Origin of the sequence: Kineococcus sp. NBC_00420 (assembly GCF_036021035.1) — a bacterium.
Taxonomy (GTDB): domain Bacteria; phylum Actinomycetota; class Actinomycetes; order Actinomycetales; family Kineococcaceae; genus Kineococcus.
Window position 1 is genome coordinate 2,520,441 of the sequence record NZ_CP107930.1, and the last position, 20,629, is coordinate 2,541,069.

At 72.7% G+C, this 20,629-nt stretch carries 17 protein-coding genes; 7 read left to right on the plus strand and 10 right to left on the minus strand.

The window, feature by feature from the left end:
* Nucleotides 1-4: 4 nt before the first annotated feature.
* Nucleotides 5-706: an SDR family oxidoreductase gene (locus OG218_RS12305; protein WP_328293515.1), complete on the minus strand. Its 702-nt coding sequence runs from the start codon at nucleotides 704-706 to the stop codon at nucleotides 5-7.
* Nucleotides 703-2,082 (minus strand): MFS transporter, encoded by a 1,380-nt coding sequence (locus tag OG218_RS12310; RefSeq protein ID WP_328293516.1) that lies wholly within the window; start codon nucleotides 2,080-2,082, stop codon nucleotides 703-705. The genes OG218_RS12305 and OG218_RS12310 overlap by 4 nt, the downstream gene beginning before the upstream one ends.
* Before the next feature lie 98 nt (nucleotides 2,083-2,180).
* Here OG218_RS12310 and OG218_RS12315 point away from each other — a divergent pair, with 98 nt between their 5' ends.
* Genes OG218_RS12315 through OG218_RS12330 form a run of 4 tightly spaced genes read left to right on the plus strand, consistent with a single transcriptional unit; the run spans nucleotide 2,181 to nucleotide 6,228 of the window.
* The gene (locus tag OG218_RS12315; RefSeq protein WP_328293517.1) at nucleotides 2,181-2,792 is read left to right on the plus strand and encodes a TetR/AcrR family transcriptional regulator; all 612 of its coding nucleotides are present in this window, start codon (nucleotides 2,181-2,183) and stop codon (nucleotides 2,790-2,792) included.
* Complete coding sequence (locus OG218_RS12320; RefSeq protein ID WP_328293518.1) at nucleotides 2,789-3,964, plus strand: M20 family metallopeptidase; 1,176 nt, start codon at nucleotides 2,789-2,791, stop codon at nucleotides 3,962-3,964. Before OG218_RS12315 ends, OG218_RS12320 begins: the two co-directional genes overlap by 4 nt.
* Before the next feature lie 42 nt (nucleotides 3,965-4,006).
* A complete protein-coding gene (locus tag OG218_RS12325) occupies nucleotides 4,007-5,296 on the plus strand; it encodes a glycoside hydrolase family 32 protein (RefSeq protein WP_328293519.1) in 1,290 nt (429 codons plus the stop codon).
* Entirely contained in the window at nucleotides 5,293-6,228 is a 936-nt protein-coding gene (locus OG218_RS12330; RefSeq protein ID WP_328293520.1) for an alpha/beta hydrolase, read from the plus strand. Before OG218_RS12325 ends, OG218_RS12330 begins: the two co-directional genes overlap by 4 nt.
* Here the strand turns inward: OG218_RS12330 and OG218_RS12335 are convergent.
* Nucleotides 6,200-6,730, minus strand: a complete 531-nt coding sequence (locus OG218_RS12335; protein ID WP_328293521.1) for a GNAT family N-acetyltransferase — start codon at nucleotides 6,728-6,730, stop codon at nucleotides 6,200-6,202. The two genes, OG218_RS12330 and OG218_RS12335, sit on opposite strands and share 29 nt — an antisense overlap.
* Nucleotides 6,731-6,908: 178 nt before the next feature.
* On the opposite strand from OG218_RS12335, the gene thrS reads away from it, so the two are divergent.
* Nucleotides 6,909-8,111 carry a threonine--tRNA ligase gene (gene thrS, locus OG218_RS12340; RefSeq protein WP_328293522.1) on the plus strand — a complete coding sequence of 401 codons (1,203 nt, stop codon included), beginning with the start codon at nucleotides 6,909-6,911 and terminating at the stop codon, nucleotides 8,109-8,111.
* On the opposite strand, the gene OG218_RS12345 is transcribed toward thrS, so the two are convergent.
* Both OG218_RS12345 and OG218_RS12350 read right to left on the minus strand, forming a co-directional pair.
* Nucleotides 8,108-10,399 (minus strand): putative bifunctional diguanylate cyclase/phosphodiesterase, encoded by a 2,292-nt coding sequence (locus tag OG218_RS12345; protein ID WP_328293523.1) that lies wholly within the window; start codon nucleotides 10,397-10,399, stop codon nucleotides 8,108-8,110. The genes thrS and OG218_RS12345 overlap by 4 nt on opposite strands.
* A 93-nt stretch (nucleotides 10,400-10,492) precedes the next feature.
* Nucleotides 10,493-11,791, minus strand: coding sequence for an MFS transporter (locus OG218_RS12350; RefSeq protein WP_328293524.1), 1,299 nt, complete (start codon nucleotides 11,789-11,791; stop codon nucleotides 10,493-10,495).
* Between the two features lie 142 nt (nucleotides 11,792-11,933).
* On the opposite strand from OG218_RS12350, the gene OG218_RS12355 reads away from it, so the two are divergent.
* Nucleotides 11,934-12,827 (plus strand): LysR family transcriptional regulator, encoded by an 894-nt coding sequence (locus OG218_RS12355; RefSeq protein WP_328293525.1) that lies wholly within the window; start codon nucleotides 11,934-11,936, stop codon nucleotides 12,825-12,827.
* Between the two features lie 66 nt (nucleotides 12,828-12,893).
* Nucleotides 12,894-14,987 carry an ATP-binding SpoIIE family protein phosphatase gene (locus OG218_RS12360; RefSeq protein WP_328293526.1) on the plus strand — a complete coding sequence of 698 codons (2,094 nt, stop codon included), beginning with the start codon at nucleotides 12,894-12,896 and terminating at the stop codon, nucleotides 14,985-14,987.
* 16 nt (nucleotides 14,988-15,003) lie between these two features.
* Here the strand turns inward: OG218_RS12360 and OG218_RS12365 are convergent, their stop codons facing one another.
* The 5 genes from OG218_RS12365 to OG218_RS12385 all read right to left on the minus strand — a co-directional run bounded on the left by OG218_RS12365 (nucleotide 15,004) and on the right by OG218_RS12385 (nucleotide 20,626).
* Nucleotides 15,004-16,224 carry a hypothetical protein gene (locus OG218_RS12365; RefSeq protein ID WP_328293527.1) on the minus strand — a complete coding sequence of 407 codons (1,221 nt, stop codon included), beginning with the start codon at nucleotides 16,222-16,224 and terminating at the stop codon, nucleotides 15,004-15,006.
* A 44-nt stretch (nucleotides 16,225-16,268) separates the two neighbouring features.
* On the minus strand, nucleotides 16,269-17,249 hold the full coding sequence (locus OG218_RS12370; protein ID WP_328293528.1) for a hypothetical protein: 981 nt from the start codon (nucleotides 17,247-17,249) through the stop codon (nucleotides 16,269-16,271).
* Nucleotides 17,250-17,323: 74 nt separating this feature from the next.
* Nucleotides 17,324-18,766 carry an ABC transporter substrate-binding protein gene (locus OG218_RS12375; protein ID WP_328293529.1) on the minus strand — a complete coding sequence of 481 codons (1,443 nt, stop codon included), beginning with the start codon at nucleotides 18,764-18,766 and terminating at the stop codon, nucleotides 17,324-17,326.
* Between the two features lie 40 nt (nucleotides 18,767-18,806).
* Nucleotides 18,807-19,673, minus strand: a complete 867-nt coding sequence (locus OG218_RS12380; RefSeq protein WP_328293530.1) for a carbohydrate ABC transporter permease — start codon at nucleotides 19,671-19,673, stop codon at nucleotides 18,807-18,809.
* Nucleotides 19,670-20,626 carry a carbohydrate ABC transporter permease gene (locus OG218_RS12385; RefSeq protein WP_328293531.1) on the minus strand — a complete coding sequence of 319 codons (957 nt, stop codon included), beginning with the start codon at nucleotides 20,624-20,626 and terminating at the stop codon, nucleotides 19,670-19,672. The genes OG218_RS12380 and OG218_RS12385 overlap by 4 nt, the downstream gene beginning before the upstream one ends.
* Between the last annotated feature and the right edge of the window lie 3 nt (nucleotides 20,627-20,629).

Genomic DNA, 20,629 nt, shown 5'->3' on the forward strand with positions numbered 1-20,629 from the left:
CCGCTCAGAGCACCAGGGCGGCCGGATCGCCGGACAGCAGGGACTTGACCTGCCGCGACACCTCGTCGGCCAGGACCTCGGTCGCGTCGCGCCCGATCCCGTCGAGCGCGGCGCGGGCGACGTCGCGCGGGTCGTTCTTGGGGACGTCGAGGTGGGCGATCATGTCCGTGTCGGTGTAGCCGAGGTGCAACCCGGTCACCAGGGTCCCCTGCGGAGCGAGCAGTGCCCGCAGCCCGTTGGTCACCCCCCAGGCGGCAGCCTTGCTGGCCTCGTAACCCGAACCGGTCGTCGCCCAGGAGAGCACCGAGTGCACGTCCAGCAGGGCGCCGCCACCGTTCGCGGCGAGGACGGGCGCGAAGGCGCGGGCCACGTGGAGCACCCCGAAGACGTTCGTCTCGAACTCGCGCCGGACGTCGTCGAGCGGTGAGGTGAGCAGGTTCGAGCCGGTCGCGAGCCCCGCGTTGTTCACCACCAGGTCGACGTCGGTGGCGGTCCGGGCGAAGGCGGCCACGGCGGCGGCGTCGTCCACGTCCAGCGCGACGGTCTCGACCCGGGGGTCGTCGTGCGAGGCGGTGCCGCGCGAGGCGGTGCCGCGCGAGGTGGCGTACACCTTCTTCGCGCCGCGGGCGAGGAGTTCGGCCGTGAACGCGGCGCCGAGGCCACGCAGTCCGCCGGTGACGAGTGCGGTGGTTCCGTCGATCTTCATGCTGGGATCCCTTCGGGGGTTTCGATCGCTGTGGTGGTCGAGGCCCGCGGTGCGCGCAACAGCACAGCGGTGGCGAGGAGGGTCAGGAGGAGGACTCCGGCGGCGACGAGCAACCCGTCGTGCACGGCGGCGCTGAGGGCGAGCGGCGCGGCGTCACCGTCGGAGAGGTGGCCGGCGAGGCGGTTCGTGACGACGGTCCCGAGGACGCTCCCCCCGAGGGCGCCGCCGACCTGGCGGACGGTGGTCACGGCGGACCCGGCCATTCCGGTCCGCTCGGCCGGGACGCTGCCGACGACGAGCGCCGTGGTCGGGGCGATGAGCAGGCCGAGGCCGGAACCGACGAGGACGAACCCGACGGCGGTCGGCGCGTAGGCGCTCCCCAGCCCGGTCTGGTGCAGGACGAGGGTCCCGACGGCCGTGGCGAACAGTCCGAGGAGGAGCACCGGCCGGATCCCGGCGCGCCGGACGGCGAGCGCCGCCAGCGAGCTGGCCACGACGTAGGCGGCCATCAGCGGGAGCAGCCGGACACCGGAGGCGAGGGCGGACAGCCCCTGCGCCCGTTGCATCTCGAGCGTGGTCAGCAACCCCAGCCCGGTGAAGGTGAAGAGGGCCACGGCCGAGACGAGCAGGGCCCCGACGGTGCGCGGTGCGGCGAAGGCCGCCAGGTCCACGACCGGTCGGGCGACGACCCGTTCCACGAGGACGAAGCCCGCCCCGGCCGCGACGGCCAGGACGAACCCGAGGACGGGCACCGGGGACCCGAACCCCGAGCGGCCGCCTTCGACGACGCCGACGACGAGGGCCGCCACGGCGAGGGTCGCGAGCGCGGTCCCCGGGAGGTCGATCCCGCGACCGGCCACCCGGGTGTTCGGGACGACGAAGGGGGCGGCGGCGAGGACGAGCACCGCCACGACGACGTCGACGAGGAACACGGCGTGCCAGCTGAACGCGGACAGCAGGAGGCCGGCGGCGATCGGCCCGACGGCCAGGCCGATCCCGGAGCAGGCGGCCCAGACCCCCACGGCCGAGGCGCGGCGGCGCGGGTCGGTGAAGGCGCCGGAGACGATGGCGAGGCTGTTGGGCACGATGAGTGCGGCCCCGGCCCCCATGACCACCTCGCCGACGATGAGCACCGCGGCACTGGCGGCCGAGGCGGTGAGGACGGCACCCGCGCCGAGCACCGCGGTCCCGGCGAGGAGGACGGTCCGGCGCCCGAGGAGGTCGCCGAGCGCGCCCGAGGACAGCACGAACGCGGCGAGGGCCAGGGCGTAGGCGCTGCTGGTCCACACGAGTTCGACGGGCCCGAGCCCCAGGTCGGAGGTGATCGAGGACAGCGCGGTGAGGGTGGCCGTGATGGTCAGGAAGCTCATCGTCATGCCGAGGCAGGCGACCGCCACCGTCCACCACGGGCTGCGGTCCCTCGCGCTATGACGACTGTCATATCTCATGGGGACGTTGTAGCATGACGACTGTCATGGACACAACGACGGAGACCCCCACGGCGCGGGAGCGGATGGTCGCCAGCGCCCGCGAACTCATCCAGGAACGCGGCGTGCACGGCGTCGGACTGCGCGACGTCGTCGCCCACGCCGGCGCCCCCCGCGGTTCCCTGCAGCACTACTTCCCCGGCGGCAAGGACCAGCTGGTCGCCGAGGCGCTGACCCAGGCCGACTCCGCGAGCCGGCGCACCGTCCGCGCCGCCCGCGCGGAAGGAGCCGACCCGGTCACGACGGTGCGCAGGATCCTCGCGAGCTGGCGCGACCTGCTGGTGGCGGAGGACTTCCGGCGCGGCTGCCCGTTCGCCGCGACGACGGTCGACACCTCGGCCGCGAACCCCACGCTCCGGGCGGTCGTGTCGGACTACGCGGGCGCCTGGCACGACGACCTCGCCGCCGTCCTCGAGAACGGGGGCCTGGCCGCCGCCCGCGCCGCCACCCTCGCCACCCTCGTCCAGGCCTCCCTGCAGGGGGCGCTGATCCTGGCCCGCGGCCACCGCTCGACGGCTCCGCTCGACGAGGTGGAGACCGAACTCACGAGCCTGCTGGAGGCGCTGCTCCCCGACCGAGCGGCAGGATGGGCCGGGTGACGTCCTCCGCGACCTGGCCGCTGACCGTCCCCGCCGCCGACCTGACCGCCTGGGTGCACGGGCACCGCGACGAGATGCTCGAAGAACTCCGCGCCTACGTGGAGATCGAGACCCCCTCCGACGACCGGGCCGCCCTCGAGCGCGGGCTCGCCTTCGTCGAGGCGTGGATCACCGGCCACCTCGGTGAACCCTCCGCCCGGACCGTGACGGACGGCGGGGAACACGGCGACACCGTCGTGCTGGACCTGCCCGGCGACCTGCCCGGCGCGCCCGTCGCGGTGCTGGCCCACTACGACACGGTCTGGCCGGTCGGAACCCTGGCGGGGATGCCGTTCTCGCTCGAGGACGACGTCCTGCGCGGCCCCGGGGTGTTCGACATGAAGTCCGGTCTCGTGCAGCTGGTCTGGGGACTGAAGGCGTTGCAGCACTTCGGGGTTCCGCGACGCACGGTGCGCCTGCTGCTCAACGGCGACGAGGAGGTCGGTTCACCGGTGGCCCGCACGGTCATCGAGGACGTCGCCCGTTCCGCCGCCGAGGTCCTGGTCCTCGAGGCCAGCGGGCCGGGGGGTGCGGTGAAGACGGCTCGCAAGGGCGTCGGCCTCTTCCAGGTCCACCTCACCGGCGTCGAGGCGCACGCCGGCCTCGACCCGACCGCCGGGGCGAGCGCGGTCCTGGCGCTGGCCCGGATCGTCCCGCAGGTCCACGCCGCGACCGACCTCGACGCCGGGACCTCGCTCAACGTCGGGGTCGTCACCGGGGGCAGCCGCCCCAACGTCACCCCCGGCACGGCCTGGGCGAGCCTCGACGTCCGGGTCACCGACCCGGCGGAACAGACGCGCATCGACAGCGTCCTCGCGAACCTCGACACCGGCGACGAGCGGGTGACCTGTGAACTGACCGGGAGGTGGAACCGTCCCGTGATGGTCCGCACGGAGGGAACCGCCGCGCTCTACGAACGCGCCCGCGACGTGGCGGCGGGTCTCGGGATCGACCTGGCCGAGATCGCCGTCGGTGGGGCCAGCGACGGCAACTTCGCCTCCGCCGCAGGGGCTGCCGTGCTCGACGGCCTCGGCGCGGTCGGCGGTGGTGCGCACGCCCGGTCCGAGCACGCCACGGTGTCGGGGTTGCTGGAACGCACGGCGCTGCTCGCCGCCGTCGTCGCCACCGCCTGACCGCTGGTTCCTCGCTCCGACGCGACGGGTAGCTTTCGCGGCGTGGACTTCCGCCCGCACGCGCACTTCACCGCCGAGGACACGTGGCTGAACGACCCGAACGGGCTGCTCTTCCACGACGGCCGCTGGCACCTGTTCTTCCAGAACAACCCCGAGGGGCCGGACTGGGGGAACATGTCCTGGGGTCACGCCTCCTCCGCGGACCTCGTGCACTGGGACCGGTTGCCGCTGGCGATCCCGCACGAAGGCCCCGAGGCCGTCTTCTCGGGCAGCGCAGTGGTCGACGGGTCACGGATCGCGGCGATCTACACCAGCGCCTACGACGACGGGAGGCAGGCGCAGTCGCTCGCCTGGAGCAGCGACGGCGTGACGTTCACGAAGGAGGCGTCGAACCCCGTCCTGGACCGTGCGTCGACGGGTTTCCGCGACCCCAAGGTGTTCCGGTACGACGACCACTGGGTGATGGTCGCCGTCGAGGCGGACGAACGCCTCGTCGTGCTGTACCGCTCCGAGGACCTCCTCGACTGGGAGTTCCTGAGCAGTTTCGACGACGGCACGACCACCGGGATCTGGGAGTGCCCCGACCTGTTCCCGCTCCCCCTGGACGGTGACGACTCCGGGGACCCGGACGACGTCCGCTGGGTGCTCCTGCTCAGCGTCAACGGCCCCGACGGGTCGGACGTCGTGTACCGCGTCGGTTCCTTCGACGGGGTACACCTCGACGTCGGCCCACCGCGGAGCCTGGACGCCGGCCCGGACGTCTACGCCGCGGCGACCTGGACCGACGCGCCCGACGGCCGCCGCGTCCTGCTGGGCTGGATGGCCGATCCCGACTACGCGGGCTCGACCCCCACCGCCCCGTGGCGGGGTGCGATGACGCTGCCCCGTGAACTGTCGCTGTGCACCGTCGACGGATCGCCGACCCTGCGGCAACGGGTTCCGGAGGAGGTCACCGGACGACTCGTCCACGAGGTCGGGGAGCTCCCCGGCACCGACTGCGTCGTGGTCTGCCGGTTCGCGGGCGACGCCTCCTGGGAGTTCGGCGCGGGCGAGGCGGTCCTCCGCGTCGCCGTCGAGGGCCACGAGCTCGTGGTGGACCGGCGAACCTCAGGGCTCGTCGACTTCCACCCGTCCTTCCCCCGCGTGACCCGCTCCCCGCTGCCGCCGGGCACCGCAGAACTCGCGGTCCACCTCGACCGCTGTTCGGTCGAGGTGTTCGCCGGCGGCACCTCGAGCACCCACCTGGTCTTCCCGACCCAGCCCTACCGCGAGATCACGGGCACCGCCGGGTTCCGCGTCCTCGTCCCCACCCCTCAGGAGGAAACACCGTGAGCACGCTCCACCTGGTCGATCCCGAACTCCGCGACATCCTCGACCTGCTGCCGGCCCGGAACTTCACCGTCGAGGAACTCCCCGCGGTGCGCGCCGCGGCGGCGCAGCTGCCCCTGCCGGAGCTCCCGCCGGGACTCACCGTCGACGAGGTCCGGGTTCCGCGTGACGCCGCCCCCGACGTCCGGGTCCTGGTGACCCGCCCCACCGCACTGCCCGCGGGCGCCCCGGCGTTGGTGTGGATCCACGGCGGTGGCTACGTCGTCGGCAGCGCCGACAGCGACCAGTTGAACGCCGCCCAGCTCGCCCTGGGCGTCGGGATGGTCGTCGTCTCGGTCGACTACGGACTGGCCCCGGAGAACCCGCACCCCGGGCCGGTCGAGGACTGCTACGCCGCGCTGCGCTGGCTGCACGGGAACGCCGACGACCTCGGGGTCGACCGCAGCCGGATCGCCATCGGGGGTGGCAGCGCCGGTGGCGGACTGGCCGCCGCGCTCGGCCTGCTCGCGCGCGACCGGGGCGAGGTTCCCGTCGCGTTCCAGTACCTCGTCTTCCCCATGATCGACGACCGGACGGTCACCCGGGAGGCCAACCCGACCACGGGGGAGTTCGTCTGGACCCGGGCCTCGAACGCCTTCGGCTGGCGCACGTTGCTGGGCGCGGAACCCGGCAGCGACGGGGTCTCCCCGTACGCGGCGGCCGCCCGCGCCGAGGACCTGACCGGGCTCCCACCCACGTTCCTCGAGGTCGGCAGCCTCGACCTCTTCCTCGACGAGGACGTCGAGTTCGCGCTGCGCCTCGTCCGGGCCGGGGTTCCGACGGAACTCCACGTCTACCCCGGCGCGTTCCACGGCTACCAGATGGTGGCGACCTCGACCGTCGCCCGGACCTCCGGAGAACTCGGCGTCAGCGCCCTGCGCCGGGCCCTGGGCTGAGTTCCCGGTCGACGTAGGCGATCCGCACCACCCCGTCGCTGGCGTCCACGCGGGGTCCCTCCGGGCGCAACCCGAGGCGGCGCGCGACCCGCCGCGAGGGTTCGTTGGTCGCCAGGACCCAGGCCACGACGACGGTCTCGGGTTCGGCGGCGTGGGCGGCGTCCAGCCCGGCCCGGCCCAGCGCCACGGCGAAACCCCTCCGCTGGTGGGGGACGGCGATGCGGTACGACAGGTTCCACATCCCGGTCCGGTGCTTCTGGACCCCGCCGACACCGACGAGTTCCCCCGTGGCGTCCAGGCGCACCGACCAGTAGCTCAACCCGTCGCTCGACCACCGGGCCGCCGCCCGCTCCAGCCAGGAGCGGGTCGTCGCGGGTTCGACGTGGCGACCCGACGGGTCGAACCACCACCCCTCGGGGTCGGACATGATCGGGAACAGCTCGTCCGCGTCGGCGGGGTCCGCCGGGTCGAAGCGCAGCACCGGAAACCCCTCGACGTCCACCACCACATCGTGGCACGCTCGGTCTCGTGAAGTTCAGTCCGTCCGACACGACGACGCCGGTGCACCTCCGGCGTCGCGGACAGCGCTGAGCTGATCCGACTTTCCGAGCCCCGGGGGACCTTCCCCGGGGCTCTCCTCGTGCCACCGGCAGGTTCCCCTCCACCCTGAGGAGAACCCCTTGTCCCGTGACCACTCGGCCCTCGGCCGCGAACTCGACCTCTTCGACACCTCCCCCCTCGTCGGGCCCGGTCTGCCGCTGTGGCTGCCCGACGGCGGTGTCGTCCGCGGGGAACTCGAACGCTTCGCCCTGGAACTCTCGCTGCGCAGCGGCTGCCGGCGGGTCCACACCCCCGTCCTCGCGAAGCGCGGGCTCTTCGAACGCTCGGGGCACTGGCAGAAGTTCGCCGCCGACATGTTCCCGCCCGTGCGGGTCGGCGACGAGGACTTCGTCCTGCGACCGGCGAACTGCCCGCACCACACCCAGGTCTACGCCGCCCGCCCGCACAGCTACCGCGACCTGCCGGTCCGCTACGCCGAGCTCGGGTCGATGTTCCGCAGCGAACTCTCCGGCGTCCTCGTCGGGCTGCGCCGCGTGCGCCAGATCAGCCTCGACGACGCCCACGTCTTCTGCCGACCCGACCAGGTCGTCGCCGAGGTGCGGACCGCCCTGGACGCGATCCGGGAGGCCTACGCCGTGCTGGGGCTGGAGATCCGCCGGCTGCGCCTGTCCGTGCGCGGGCCCGGCGGCGGCCACCTCGGCGACGACGACCGGTGGCAGCGGGCCGAGGACCAACTGCGCGAGGCCCTCGGCGACGACGAGCACGAGATCGGCGTCGGCGAGGCCGCGTTCTACGGCCCGAAGATCGACGTGCAGGTCGCCGACGCGGCCGGTCGGGAGGAGACCCTCTCCACCGTCCAGGTCGACCACGTCCAGCCGGAGCGGTTCGACCTGCACTACGTCGGCGAGGACGGCCGCCGGCACCGCCCCGTGATGGTCCACCGCGCTCTGCTGAGCTCGATGGAGCGCCTCGTGGCGATGCTGCTCGAACGCGACGGGGGCCGGCTCCCGTTCTGGCTCGCGCCGGTCCAGCTCCGGCTGCTGCCGGTCAGCGGCGACCGGCACGGCGAGCACGCCCGCGCCCTCGCCGCCCGGTTCGCGGGGGTGCGCGTCGACGTGGTCGACGACGGTCCGCTGCCCCGTCGGATCCGGGACGCCCGCGCCCGGCGCGTGCCCGTCGTCGCCGTGGTCGGCGACGCCGAGGTCGCGGCGGACGCCCTCGCCATCGGCCGTCCGGCGGTCCGGGTGCCGCTCGCGCAGGTGCAGGCCCGGCTGGCGGAGGCGGTGCGGCACCGGGAGGCGGGGCGGATCCGGTTCGACTAGGGCCGTGGGTCGAGGGTGACCTGCGCGCGGCGCTCGTCGCACCACCGCTCGAACTGGGCGGCCGGGACGGCGGGACTGTGCAGGTAGCCCTGCACGAGGTCGCAGCCGAGGCGCGTGAGTTCGCGGAGGGTGTCGATGTCCTCCACGCCCTCCGCGACGACCCGCGCCCCGAGCCGGTGCGCGAGCTCGATGGTCGAGACGATCACGGCCTCGGCGCGCGGGTCGGTGCCGATCCCCGTCACGAAGCTGCGGTCGAGCTTGACCTCGTCGAACTCGCGCTGGCGGAAGTACCCGAGCGAGGAGTAGCCCGTCCCGAAGTCGTCGATGCTCAGCGACAACCCCATCTCGGAGAACTCCCGCAGCACCGCGAGGCTCACCCCGGAACCCTCCATCGCGACCGTCTCGGTGATCTCGAGCGCCAGGGCCGTGGTCGGCGCGCCGTGGGCCTGCAGGACCCGGGCGACCCGGGCGGGCAGGTCGACGTCCCCGAGGTTCGTGGCGGAGAGGTTGACGGCGACCCGCACCGCGCGGCCGTCGCGGTGCCAGGTCGCCGCGACGCGGACGGCCTCGTCGATGACCCAGGCGGTGAGGGCGTGCATCAGCCCGTGCCGTTCCACCAGACCGAGGAACGTCAGCGGGGGCAGGAGTCCGTGGTCGGGGTGCTGCCAGCGCACGAGGGCCTCGGCCCCCTCGACCTCACCGTCGTCGGTGCGCACCTGCGGCTGGAAGTGCAGCAGCAGCGCCCCGGCCCGCAGCCGGTCGTCCGCGTCGGCCTCGGTGTCGAGGTCGAGGCAGGTCCGCAGCTGCTCGACGAGGAGCAGTTCTCCGGGGAGTCCGCCGGAGGTCGCGGCGGAGTGGACCTCCACCCGGTCACCGTGCCGCTTGGCGGCGATGAGCGCGAGGTCGGCGACGTGCAGGAGTTCCGCCGCGGTCCCCGCGTGACCGGGGTGGGCGGCGACCCCCACGCTGCACCCGACGTGGATGCGCTGACCGTCGAAGGAGTACGTGCCGCTGACGCGGGCGTGCGCGGCCCGGACCGATTCCGCGGCCGCCTCGAGGTCGCGGGGCAGCAGGACGGCGAGCTCGTCGCCCCCGAGCCGGGCGACGACCGCTTCCGAGGGCAGCGCGGCACGCAACCGGGCGACGACCTGGCACAGCAGGTCGTCGCCGGCCGCGTGACCCAGCGACTCGTTGACGGCCTTGAACCGGTCGAGGTCGAAGAGGGCGAGGACCAGGTCCCCGCCCTCCCCGACCCGCCGGTCGGCCTCCTCCAGCAGCGCCCGCCGGTTCGGGGCGCCGGTGAGGTCGTCGACGAGCGCGGCGCGCCGGAACCGCTCCAGGTCCAGCAGGTCCCGCTGTCCGGCGACGAACAACCCGATGCCGCCGGCGAGCGCCACGAGGGCGAGGCCGGCGGTGAGGGGGTCGGGACGGCCGACCGCGACCGCGAACAGCAGCAGTGCGGCCCCGGGGACCGTGACGAGCGGGACGACCTGCAGGGTCCGGCCGTCGCGGTGGGTGGTGCGGACGGGTCGAGCCGGCATCCAGGCGGTGATCGCGACGGCGAGGAGACCACCGACCCAGGCGACGTCGAACCCGATCCCGAAGGTCGGGGCGGTCCCGCCGCTGGCCAGCAGCACGGCGGAGTAGCCGATGTCGCCGGCGTCGAAGACGGCGAGCCCGCCGGCCAGGACCCACCACCGGCGGTCGCTGCCGCTGGTGGCGGCGACGACGACGGCGCAGACGGCGAGGATCAGGTCCCCCGACGGCAGGTACAGCCACCACCCGGCGTCGAAGGCGGGGATCCCGGTGAGGGCGGCGAGCGGGGCGGCGACGAAACGGGTCACCAGACCGGCGAGCAGAACGAGCACGGTCACGACTTCGAGGGCGTACCCGCGACGCTGCACCCGGTGCGGCCAGAGCAGTCGCCCGACGGCCCGCAGCCAGAACACGTACCCGACGACGTAGCCGGCCTCGAGGGCGGTGAGGGCGACGTCGCTGCCGTTGACGGTGTCGAGGACGTCGACGGCGATCTCGGTGGCCGTGTAGATCGACCAGCCGACGGCGAACTCCCGCCAGGCCCGTGCTTCGCCGTCGGCGATCCGGGTCCGCATCCACAGCCCGGCGACGGCGAGGAGCTCGACCGTGGAACCGAGCCAGGTGTCCAGCGTCCGTCCGGCGTCGTGGGCGAAGAGGGTCAGCAGCGCGTAGGCGACCCAGCCGAGCACCGCGACGGTGAGGACGCACCGGGGCGCACTCCACCTCGAGGTCGGCGTGGAGCGGAGCGGCACCCTGGGTGTATCGGGATCTTCGTGGCCGCCTTGAGCGCGGAGAGCGTCTTCCGCTGCACTCGCACAACCATCACGGCGGAAGGCCCGCCAAGGTCACCCGGCGAGCGCCGCCGCGGTCTCCCGACGACGGGCGAGGACGGGCTGCGCGGCCAGGACACCGGCCATCGCGACGGCGACGGCCAGCGGGACGATTCCGCAGACGGCCATCCCGGCGCGGACCCCGACGTGCTCGGTGATCCAGCCGACGATCGGTCCGCCGATGGGGGTGCCGCCCATGAAGACGAGGACGTAGAGACCCATGACGCGGCCGCGGTACTCCTGGTCGACCCAGAGCTGGACGGAGGAGTTCGCGATGGCCTGGAAGGCGAGGTTGGTGACGCCCATGACGACGAGCACCACCATGAACGTCGCGAGGTTCGGGGCGAACGCGGCGAGGGTCTGGGCGGCGCCGAACGCCGCGCCGAGGAGGAGGATCAACCGCAGCCGGGAGTGGCTGCGTCCGCCCGCGATCAGCGCTCCGGCGATGGATCCCACGGCCAGGACGATGTTGAAGGTGCCGTAGAGCCCGGCGCCGGCGTGGAACGTCTCCGAGGCCATCGCGGTGAGGACGACCGGGAAGTTCAGGCCGAAGGTGCCGAAGACGCCGACGAGGGCGATGGTCCAGCCGACGTGCGGGCGGTCGGCGACGTAGCGCAGGGCCGAGCGCAGCTGCCCCTTGGCCCGCGGCAGCGCGGTGACCGGGCGCAGTTCGGCGGTGTTCATGCTGGCGAGGGTGATCGTCGGGCCGACGTAGAGCAGGGCGTTGACGGCGAACGCCCAGCCGGAGCCGACGGTGCCGATGAGGACGCTCGACACGGCGGGGCCGACGAGGCGGGTCGTCTGGAAGACCGCCGCGTTGAGTGCGACCGCGTTGCGGATGTGCTCCGCGGGAACGACTTCGCCGACGAAGGCCTGCCGGGTGGGGTTGTCGAGGGCGATGACGAACCCGGTGACGACGGCCAGGGCGTAGATGGTCCCGACGGTGATGTTCCCGCTGATCGTGAGCACGGCCAGCGTGGTGGCGATGCTCGCGCTGCACAGCTGGGTGATGAGCAGGATGTTCCGCTTGGGGTAGCGGTCGGCGATCATCCCGCCGTACATCCCGAAGACGAGGATGGGCAGGAAGGTCAGCGCCATCGTGATGCCGACGGCGGCCGGGGAGTGCGTGAGTTCCAGCGTGAGCCAGTCGAGGGCGATGTTCTGGACCCAGACGCCGGTGTTGGCGAAGGCCTGCCCCGTGGCGTAGATCCGGAAGTTGCGGACGCGCAGGGCGGCGAACGTCGCTCGGCCCCTGGACTCTCGTGCGGTGGTTCCGGTGGGATCTGCAGTTGCCTCGGCGGCTGCCGGTGTCACGACCTGAGTACCTCTCGAGCTGACCATCTGGTTCCGACCACTGTGCGTCACCATCATCGGCCGATGCAGCGCTATGCTGCAGCCCGGTTGACGGCTTATCAGTCATCACGTGTCGTGATGACCCGCGACGGGGCGGAGGACCATGACCGCAGGCCAGGTGCCCACGGGGACGTTCGAGCCGGTTCAGCTGCGCACGTTCCTCGCTGTGGCGCAGACGCACTCGTTCACCCAGGCCGCGGCCCGGCTGGGGGTCCGCCAGTCGACGGTCAGCCAGCACGTCCGCAAGCTGGAGGACTCCGTCGGCCGTCACCTCGTCCACCGCGACACCCATTCCGTCACGCTGACCCCGGACGGTGAGGCGATGATCGGGTTCGCCCGCTCCATCCTGGCCTCCCACGAACAGGCCGCGGCGTACTTCACGGGGGCCCGGCCGGTGGGTCGGCTGCGGATCGGGATGTCCGACGACCTCGCGCTGACCCGGTTGCCGCACATCCTGCGCGACTTCCGGACGGAGAACCCGCGCGTCGACCTGGAACTCACCGTCGACCAGTCCGGAACCCTGCACCGCCGCCTCGAGAACGACCGGCTCGACATCTTCATCGGCAAGCGGCCACCCCGTTCCGGGGAGGGGAAGCTCGTCCGGCGCGAGCGGCTGGTGTGGGTCGGCAACCCCCAGACCCGCCTCGACCTGAGCCAGCCGGTGCCCCTGGCGGTCTACCCCTCCCCCTCGCTGAGCGGGACCGCGATGCACGAGGCGCTGGACCGCGTCGGCATCGGCTACCGCTCGGCCTGCGTCTGCCGCGGGGTCAACGGCCTCATCGCGGCCGTGGCCGCCGGCATCGGGGTCTCCTGCCTGGCCAGTTCGCTGGTGCCCGTGCAGCTGGTGCCCCTCGGCCCCCAGCACAAGCTGCCGGAACTGGGCCAGATCGACCTCGTGCTGCTCACGAACCCCAAGACCCAGGACCGTCCCGCCTCACGGGCGCTGGCGGCCGCCGTCCTCTCCGGCGGACCCTCCAGCCTCGCTCCTCCCGCCTGACCCCCCGCCACCACGATCGCCACCGACCGACGAGAGAAGCACAGCCGGGGTGGGTACGGTGCCGAGGTGCTCCACGGCCTGCACGTCTACCTCCGGGCGATCAACGCCCCCGAGACGGCGGGCGATCTCCGCGGCCTGCTGCGCACCGCGTCGCGGGCGGGGCGCCAGGCCCTGAGCGCCGACCACTGCGTCGTCTGGTTCGCGGGCGCGTCATCGCACCCTCCGCTCTACCTGGTCGACGGTGACGCCTTCCTCGACGTCGCCGACCCGCCCTTCGCGGCCGAGGCGGCGGCTGCGTCCGTCGCCCGGTGCGACGGCACCACGCTGCCGGGCATCGCCGAGGTTCCCGCGCACGTCGTCGTCGCACCGCTCTCGACGTCCTCGACCCGGGGCGCGGTCGTCCTCACCCGCACCGATCCGTTCACCGCGGACGAGGAAGCGGCCGCGGGCATCGTCGCGTCGGCACTGGGGATGGCGCTGGAGGCGACGCTGCTCCGCGCCGCGGAGCGGTTCGCCGCCGCCACCGCCTCCCGTTCGACCCTGCTGGAACGCGTCACCGGGTTGCTGCAGACGAGCGCGACGGCCGTGGAGATCACCCAGCGCATCCCGGCCGCGGTCATCGAGGTCCTCGACTGCCGCTCCTCCTGGGTCTACGTGCTCGAGGGCGAGGAACTGCGCGGTGACGGGCTGCCGCCGCTGCCGCCGGAGCACGACCACCTGCGCCGGGTGCACCGGTCAGCGGACAACCCGATCTCCGAGGCCGTCCGCACGGGCGCACCGGTCGTCGTGAGCGGGGACGACATCGCCCGCTACCGGGACCTGACGGGGGTCGAGCCGGAGCAGATCGGCGTCACGCTCGTCGTCCCGCTGGCGGGGCGGGAGAAGGTCCTGGGCGCGTTGAGCGTCGGCTGGGGTGACCGCTCCCCCCTCGAGCACGCCGACCTGGAGCTGTTCGCCGCCGTCGCCTCCCAGGTGGCGGTGGCCCTGGAGCGGGCCCAGCTGCTCGACGCGGAACGGTCCTCACGCGCGGAGTTGGCGACGTCGCACGAGGCGCTCGCCACCCTGGCCCGTGACCTGCAACGCGGTCTGCTGCCGACGTGGCTGCCCCAGCAGGAGGGGCTGCAGGTCGCGGCGCGCTACGCCCCGGCGCTGGCCGGCTCCGAGATCGGCGGCGACTGGTACGACGCCGTGCAGACCGGCCACGACATCGCCCTCATCATCGGCGACGTGCAGGGGCACAGCACCCGCGCGGCCGGGCTCATGGGTCAGGTGCGGACGGCGGTGCGCGCCTACGTCAGCGAGGGCCACGACCCCTCGACGGTCCTGCGGCGCACGAACCGGCTGCTGCTGGAACTCGGTGCGGAACTGTTCGCGACGTGCTGCCTGGCGCGCCTGGACACCTCGACGGGCCTCCTCTCCGTCGCGACGGCGGGCCACCCACCGCCCCTCGTGGTCGACGAGTCCGGGTACCGGGAGATCGACGTCGACCCCGGTCCCCCGTTGGGGGTCCTGGCGGAGGCGGAGTACCCGACGACCCGGTACCGCCTGCTGGGTCGCAGCGCGCTGGTGATGCACACCGACGGAGTGGTGGAGGTCCTCGGCGAGGGTTCCGAGGTCGGTGAGGCGACCCTGCGGGACACGCTGCGCGCGACGTTGCGGGAGGAGCCCGACCAGCCCGCGGAACGGCTCGCCTCCACCATCATGGCCGCGATCCCGCACGCCCTGACGGACGACGCCGCCATGCTCGTCGCGACGTTCACGGGCACGGACTCGGGCCGCCTCGACGCCTCCCTCTGGTTGCCCCCGGACATCCGCGCGGTCGCCTCGGCGCGGGAGTTCCTCCGCGACCGGCTCCTCGCCTGGTCCACCGACGAACTCCTCGACGAGGCGGAGCTCGTGCTGTCCGAACTCGTCACCAACGCCCTCGTGCACACCGGCGGCGGCGCCGGTCTCTCGTTGCGCTTCGACGGTGCCGCACGCCGGCTCACGATCTCGGTGCACGACTCCTCGCCCCGCCACCCCCAGGAACGCACGGCCGGGCCGGACGCCCTGGGCGGCAGGGGACTCGGGATCGTGGAAGCCGTCGCCGACGCCTGGGGAGTTCTCGTCGGGGACGACGGGAAGACCGTCTGGGCCGAACTCGCCGTCGAGGCGGACTGAACCACGGCCCCGGCGACTACCGTCCGCCGAGGATGTTCCGGATCTGTTGCACCTGGTCGTCGCCGACCCCGAGCTGACCCATGACGTTCTCGAGCCAGTGCGGTTCCCCGTCGCCGAACAGGTCGCCGAGCGGGTCCTCGTCGCCGTCCTCCTCGGCGGCGGCCGCGAGGGCCGGCCAGTACCCGCGGGCGACGGTCCAGGGGGCGGACTCGCTGAGGACGCCGAACACGGCGAGGTCGGAGAGGCGTTCCCGCAGTTCCTCCACCGCGACCCCCGCGGCGGGCCCCAGCACGTCGGCGTTGACGACGAGCTCGTCGAGGGCCGCGTCGTCGAAGGGGTTCCCGGCCACGGCCGAGGCGAGCACCGTCGGCATCACGGCCTCGGTGATCGAGAACCCACCGTCGAGGGTTCCGGGGTCGTCCAGGACGAACCGGCCCACCAGCAGGCGGCGGAGTTCGCGCGGTTCCGGCGTCGGGTCGAGCCACCCCTGCGCCTCCGCCCCGGGGACGAGCAGCGTCTCGTCGTCGCCGTCGAGCAGGTCGAGGTCGATCATCGTGAGGACGACCTGGCGCAACCACGGGACGTCCTCGAGGTCCTGCGGTGCACCGTCCTGGTCGGCGGTGATCGGGATGGGGTTCTCGAAGAGGGCCAGGACCGCCGTGACGGAGTCCGGCGCGAGTTCCGCGTCGTCGGGCACGACGAGACCCTCACCGACGTGGGCCAGGACGGCCTGCGCCGCGCGGACCGGGAAGGAGGCCAGGACCGTCGCGTCCTCCTCGCCCTCGTCGACGCCGTCCGCCGCCGCCGCGAACACCTCCGCCAGCTCCGGCGGTTCACCGGCCAGCAGGGTCAGGCTGGTCTCCAGGTCGCCCTGGGACCCGGTCCAGCGCCCGGTCTCGCCGAGGAAGGCGAGGAACTGGTACCAGATGGCCTCCAGGTCCTCCTGCATCTCCGCGGGTTCCGGGGTGCCGCTGTCGGAGACCATCGCGGGGATCACCTGGGCGGTGAGGGCCTCGACGTCGACGGGGGTGAGCCGGGAGACCACGGCTCCGGACCGGACGGTCAGCAGACCACCCGCCCCGACGGTCAGCGCCTCGGCGACGGCCGCGGCGCCCACCTCCTCGTCGACCTCGACGTTCTCCTCGAGCCACGCGACGAAGTCACCGCGCAGGTCGCCCAGCGCGCGCTGGCCGAGCTCGTAGGACTCACTGACGGGGGGCCGGTCTGCAGCTGCCACCGCACCAGGGTGTCATCCCGCGCGGGTGCGGACCACCACCGAGGTCACCCCGCCACCGCCAGCACGGGCCGCCGCAGCTCCCCGTCGAGCACTCCCTCGTCCACGAGCCGGGACAGCGCGACGTGCACGGAGTGCTGCAGCCCGCGGGCGATGCGCCACGGCCGGGCGACGGGCACGACGCCGGCCCGCACGAGCCCGGCCAGGGCTCCCGCCGACACGGCGGCCTCCAGCCGTCGGCCGCCCTCGGCGACGTCGGCCGGGCTCTCCGACGTCGCCAGGGCGAGCGTCCGCGCGTGGTCGTCGTCGTCGCCGTGGTGCAGGGTCCGCACCACGCGCACCACCTCGGCCACGACGAGTCGCCGCCGCGCGCAGGCGGCGTCCGCCTCCTGCGGGGAGTCCCAGGACGGCCACCGCGGACCGCGCCGACCGTCCTCCTGGCCGAAGCCCAGGTCCTCGAGCTGGGCCCGCAGCCGGGGTGTGCCCGGTGTGCGTCCCCGCAGGACGTCCTCGGCCTCCCGGACCAGCCGGGTCCGCTGCAGCTGCGCCAGTTCCACCGGGAACGAGGTCCGCACCGTGTGGCCTCCGCTCGCGAGCAGCTCACCCCGTTCCGTGCGCAGCCGGCGCAGCAGTGCGTCGCGGACCGCCGCCGCCGTCCCCCGATCTCCCTCCCACCGCCCGGACTCGACGAGGAACCGCAGGTAGTCCAGCCACGACCGGCACGTCGCCCGCACCTCGGCCACCGACTCCAGCCCCCACCACTCGGCCGCACGACGGGACTGCGCGACGAGCAGTTCGACGTCGTCCGGGACGAGCGTCGTCAGCACCCGGTCCGGATGCCGGTCGCCCCGTCGGCGCGCCAGGTCGCGGCGGGAGGTGCGCAGCACCTGCAGACGCAGCGCGAGGTCCCCGACCCCGACGTGCTGTGACGGCTCGTGCGTCGTCAGCCACTCCGCGAACGCCCGCTCCACCCGGCGGACCGCGTGGTCCCCGGACGGGCTCGGGGTCGGCCCCGGGTGTCTGCTCACGGTGCTCCTCCGTTCGACGGAGACCCACGCTAGGCGAACACCGGGACCGACCCCGAGAGTTGTCCACAGGCCGCTCAGGCCGGGCGGACCCAGTCCTGACCGGGTACCCAGTCGGAGAACGCGTAGTCGGCCCGCGACACCTGCGCCCCGCCCGCCGTGGCGGTGGCGATGGCGGCGTCGAGGTCGGTGTTGAACGCGTCGTTCAGGCCGCGCAACGCACCCTTGAGGTCCTTGACGTCCCCGCCCAGGTAGCCCTGGACGATGTCGCCGAGGTGCGGGCTGATCGGCTTCTGCGCGGACTGGACGGCGCTGACCGCCGGGTTGCGGACGATGGGTTCCGGGGCCCGCTTCACCGACGCGGCGAACCACGTCGCGAGTTCCTTGTACGGGGCGATGACGTCGGCCGACTCGACGACGCTCAGGTCCGTCGGGGGCTGGTCCATCCCGCTGGCCAGTCCCTTCTGGTACTCCGTGGTGGTCATCGACTCGATGACGGCGATCGCCTGCTCGGGGTTCTTGGTGTTGCCGGCCACGAAGAACTGCGCGGCCGGCGTGCCGCGGTAGGTCGTCACCGGTCCCCCGCTGGGGGTGAGCATCGGACCGACCCCCATCTTGTCCACGAACTCGGGGACGACGTTCTTCGCACCGCCCGCGCACCACGGCCCGTCCGGGAAGTACCCGGCGATGCCCGAGGCCCAGCGGGTGCGGGCGTCGGCCACCGTGAGGCTGCCGCTGCCGGCCAGGATGAGGCCGGAGTCGTTGAGCTCCTTCCAGAACTCGATCGCGTCGACGTAGCTGTCGTCGTCGTACCTGAACTCCCCGGTCGTGTAGGTCATCCCCTGGAACCCGGGGAAACCACCAGCCTGGGCGAGGTCGTCGATCTGCTCCCGCATGCGCGCGACCCCACCGAGAGCCAGGACCATGGGGGCCGCGTCGCCCCCCTTGGCCTTGATGGCCTGAAGGTTCTTGCGGAAGTCGTCGTAGGAGGTGGGCGGGTCGTCCGGGTCGAGTCCGGCGCCGGAGATGATGTCGACGTTGAACCACTGCGCCGCGGCGTACTGCTGGTAGCTGAACAGCGGGAGACCGTAGAGCTTGCCGTCGATCGTCGTGATGCCCTCGGTGTAGGCCCCCTCGGGCAGCGACGCCTTGGCCTCGTCCGACAGCGTGATCTCGTGCAACCACCCCTCGGCGACGAGCGCCGGCAACGGCAGGCCCACGACGTTGCTGTAGATGTCGGGCAGCTGCTTGGACTGGTTCGCGAGCTGCAGCGCCTCGGTGGACTTGCTGACGTCGTTGTAGGTGTACTCGATCGAGGCGTTGAGGGCCTTGGACTCCGTGGCCGCCCACCCCTTGTGGAACTTCTGCAGGGCGCTGAAGTGGTCCCACCACTGCAGGGTGACGGGGGCACCTGGACCCCCGCTGCCGCCACTGCTGCCGCCACCGCAGGCGGCGAGGAGCGCGGTTCCGGTGAGTGCGCCGCCGCCGGCGAGCAGCGAGCGGCGGGAGATCTGGGGCATGACGGTTCTCCTCATCGAGAGTGGTCGTGCGGGAGGGTCTTCAGGACTTGACTGCGCCGGCGATGCCTTCGACGAAGTACCGCTGGAGGAAGAGGAACAGCGCCACGATGGGCACGATGGAGATGACGCCGGCCGCCGCCATCCCGGACCAGTCGGTGGCGTTCTCCCCGACGAAGGCCTGCATGCCGACCGACAGGGTCCGCAGGTCCGGATCGCTGAACGAGAACACGAGGGGCAGGAAGAACGCGTTCCAGGTGGCCAGGAAGGTCAGCAGGGCGACGGTCGCCGTCACGGGCATCGACAACGGCAGCATGACCTGGAAGAAGGTCCGCAGGAAGCCCGCCCCGTCGACGGTGGCGGCCTCCTCGAGCTCCTTCGGCAGCTGCCGGAAGTACCCGGCGTAGATGAGGATGGCGGACACGTTCGCCGCCCCGGACAGGGCCAGGACCATCCCCGTGAGGGAGTTCAGCAGACCCAGTTCCATCGACAGCTTGACGATGGGGATGATCGTGTACCCGGTCGGCACGAACAGGGTCGCCACCAGGATGCCGATGATGACCTTCTGCCCGCGGAACCGGTAGCGACCCAGGACGTAGCCCGCCAACGCGCAGCGCACCACGACGATGACGACGGTCGACACGGTCAGGATGACCGTGTTCAGCATGTACCGCCCGAAGTGCGCGTCGCTCCAGGCCCGGGCGTAGTTCTCCCAGGCGAAGTCCTGCGGGACGATCTTCAGACCGGCGGTGAAGACCTCGAGCGAGCTCTTCAGCGAGGCCGACACCATCCACACGAACGGGTAGATCCAGACCACGGCGAGGACGGTCAGCAGCAGGACGACCCCCCACCACGGAGCCCGCTGGGCGATGCGCCGTCCTCGCGAGAGGGGCGGGGTCAGGGTGCTCACGACAACTCCTTCCGGGCCCGACGGGAGACGACGAGGGCCCAGGCCTGCAACGCACCGACGGCCATGACGAACAACCCGAAGAGGACGGCTGCGGCCGACGCGAACCCCAGTTGCGGGATCGAGGCGCTGAAGGCCCAGCGGTAGATGTAGATCTCGATGATCTCGGTGGAGAAGAACGGTCCCCCGCCGGTCATCGTCTGCATGAGGTCGAAGGCGTGGAACGTGTCCTCGACGGTCAGCACCGTGATGATGAGCAGGAACGGGGTGAGCAGCGGCAGGGTGATGTATCGGAACAGCTTCACCGCGCCGGCGCCGTCGATGCGCGCCGCCTCGTACAGCTCGGTCGGGACGGTCTGCAGCGCGGCGAGCCAGTAGACCATCGTGATCCCGAAGAACTTCCACACGTACACCGCGGCCGCCGTGACCAGCGCGGTCCCGGAGTCACCCAGGAAGTCGATCCCGCTCTCGGCCCCCATGGCCTTGAGGAACGCGGTGAACGGCCCGCTGGCCGGGTCGAACACGAACTGCATGACGACCCCGACGATGGCCGTCGTGGTGACGACGGGCAGGAAGTACACGGTCCGGAACAGGTTGCGCAGCGGCAGCTTCGGTGAGTTGAGGACCATGGCCAGCAGCAGGCTCAGCAGGATCCGGGCCGGGGCCACCAGCAGCATGAACACCAGGGTGATCTTGACCGAGGACCAGAAGGCGGGGTCGGCCAGCACGGCGCGGTAGTTCTGGACGCCGACGAACCTCTGGTCGGAGCTGAACCCGTTCCACTCCACCAGCGAGTACCAGTAGCTGGCGACGATCGGGTACAGCGTGTAGAGCCCGTACAGGACGATCGTCGGCGTGAGGAACGCCCACACCCAGATCGTCTGTCGTCGGGTGTCGACGCCGCGTCTGCGCGGGCGTCCCGGACGGGGCGCCGGGGTCGTGACGGGCGTGTCCACCGG

Excerpts from the sequence above, each read along its gene's own strand:
- OG218_RS12305 (WP_328293515.1), bottom strand. The coding sequence starts at position 706 with ATGAAGATCGACGGAACCACCGCACTCGTCACCGGCGGACTGCGTGGC.
- OG218_RS12310 (WP_328293516.1), bottom strand. The coding sequence starts at position 2,082 with ATGACGATGAGCTTCCTGACCATCACGGCCACCCTCACCGCGCTGTCC.
- OG218_RS12315 (WP_328293517.1), top strand. The coding sequence starts at position 2,181 with ATGGACACAACGACGGAGACCCCCACGGCGCGGGAGCGGATGGTCGCC.
- OG218_RS12355 (WP_328293525.1), top strand. The coding sequence starts at position 11,934 with ATGACCGCAGGCCAGGTGCCCACGGGGACGTTCGAGCCGGTTCAGCTG.
- OG218_RS12375 (WP_328293529.1), bottom strand. The coding sequence starts at position 18,766 with ATGCCCCAGATCTCCCGCCGCTCGCTGCTCGCCGGCGGCGGCGCACTC.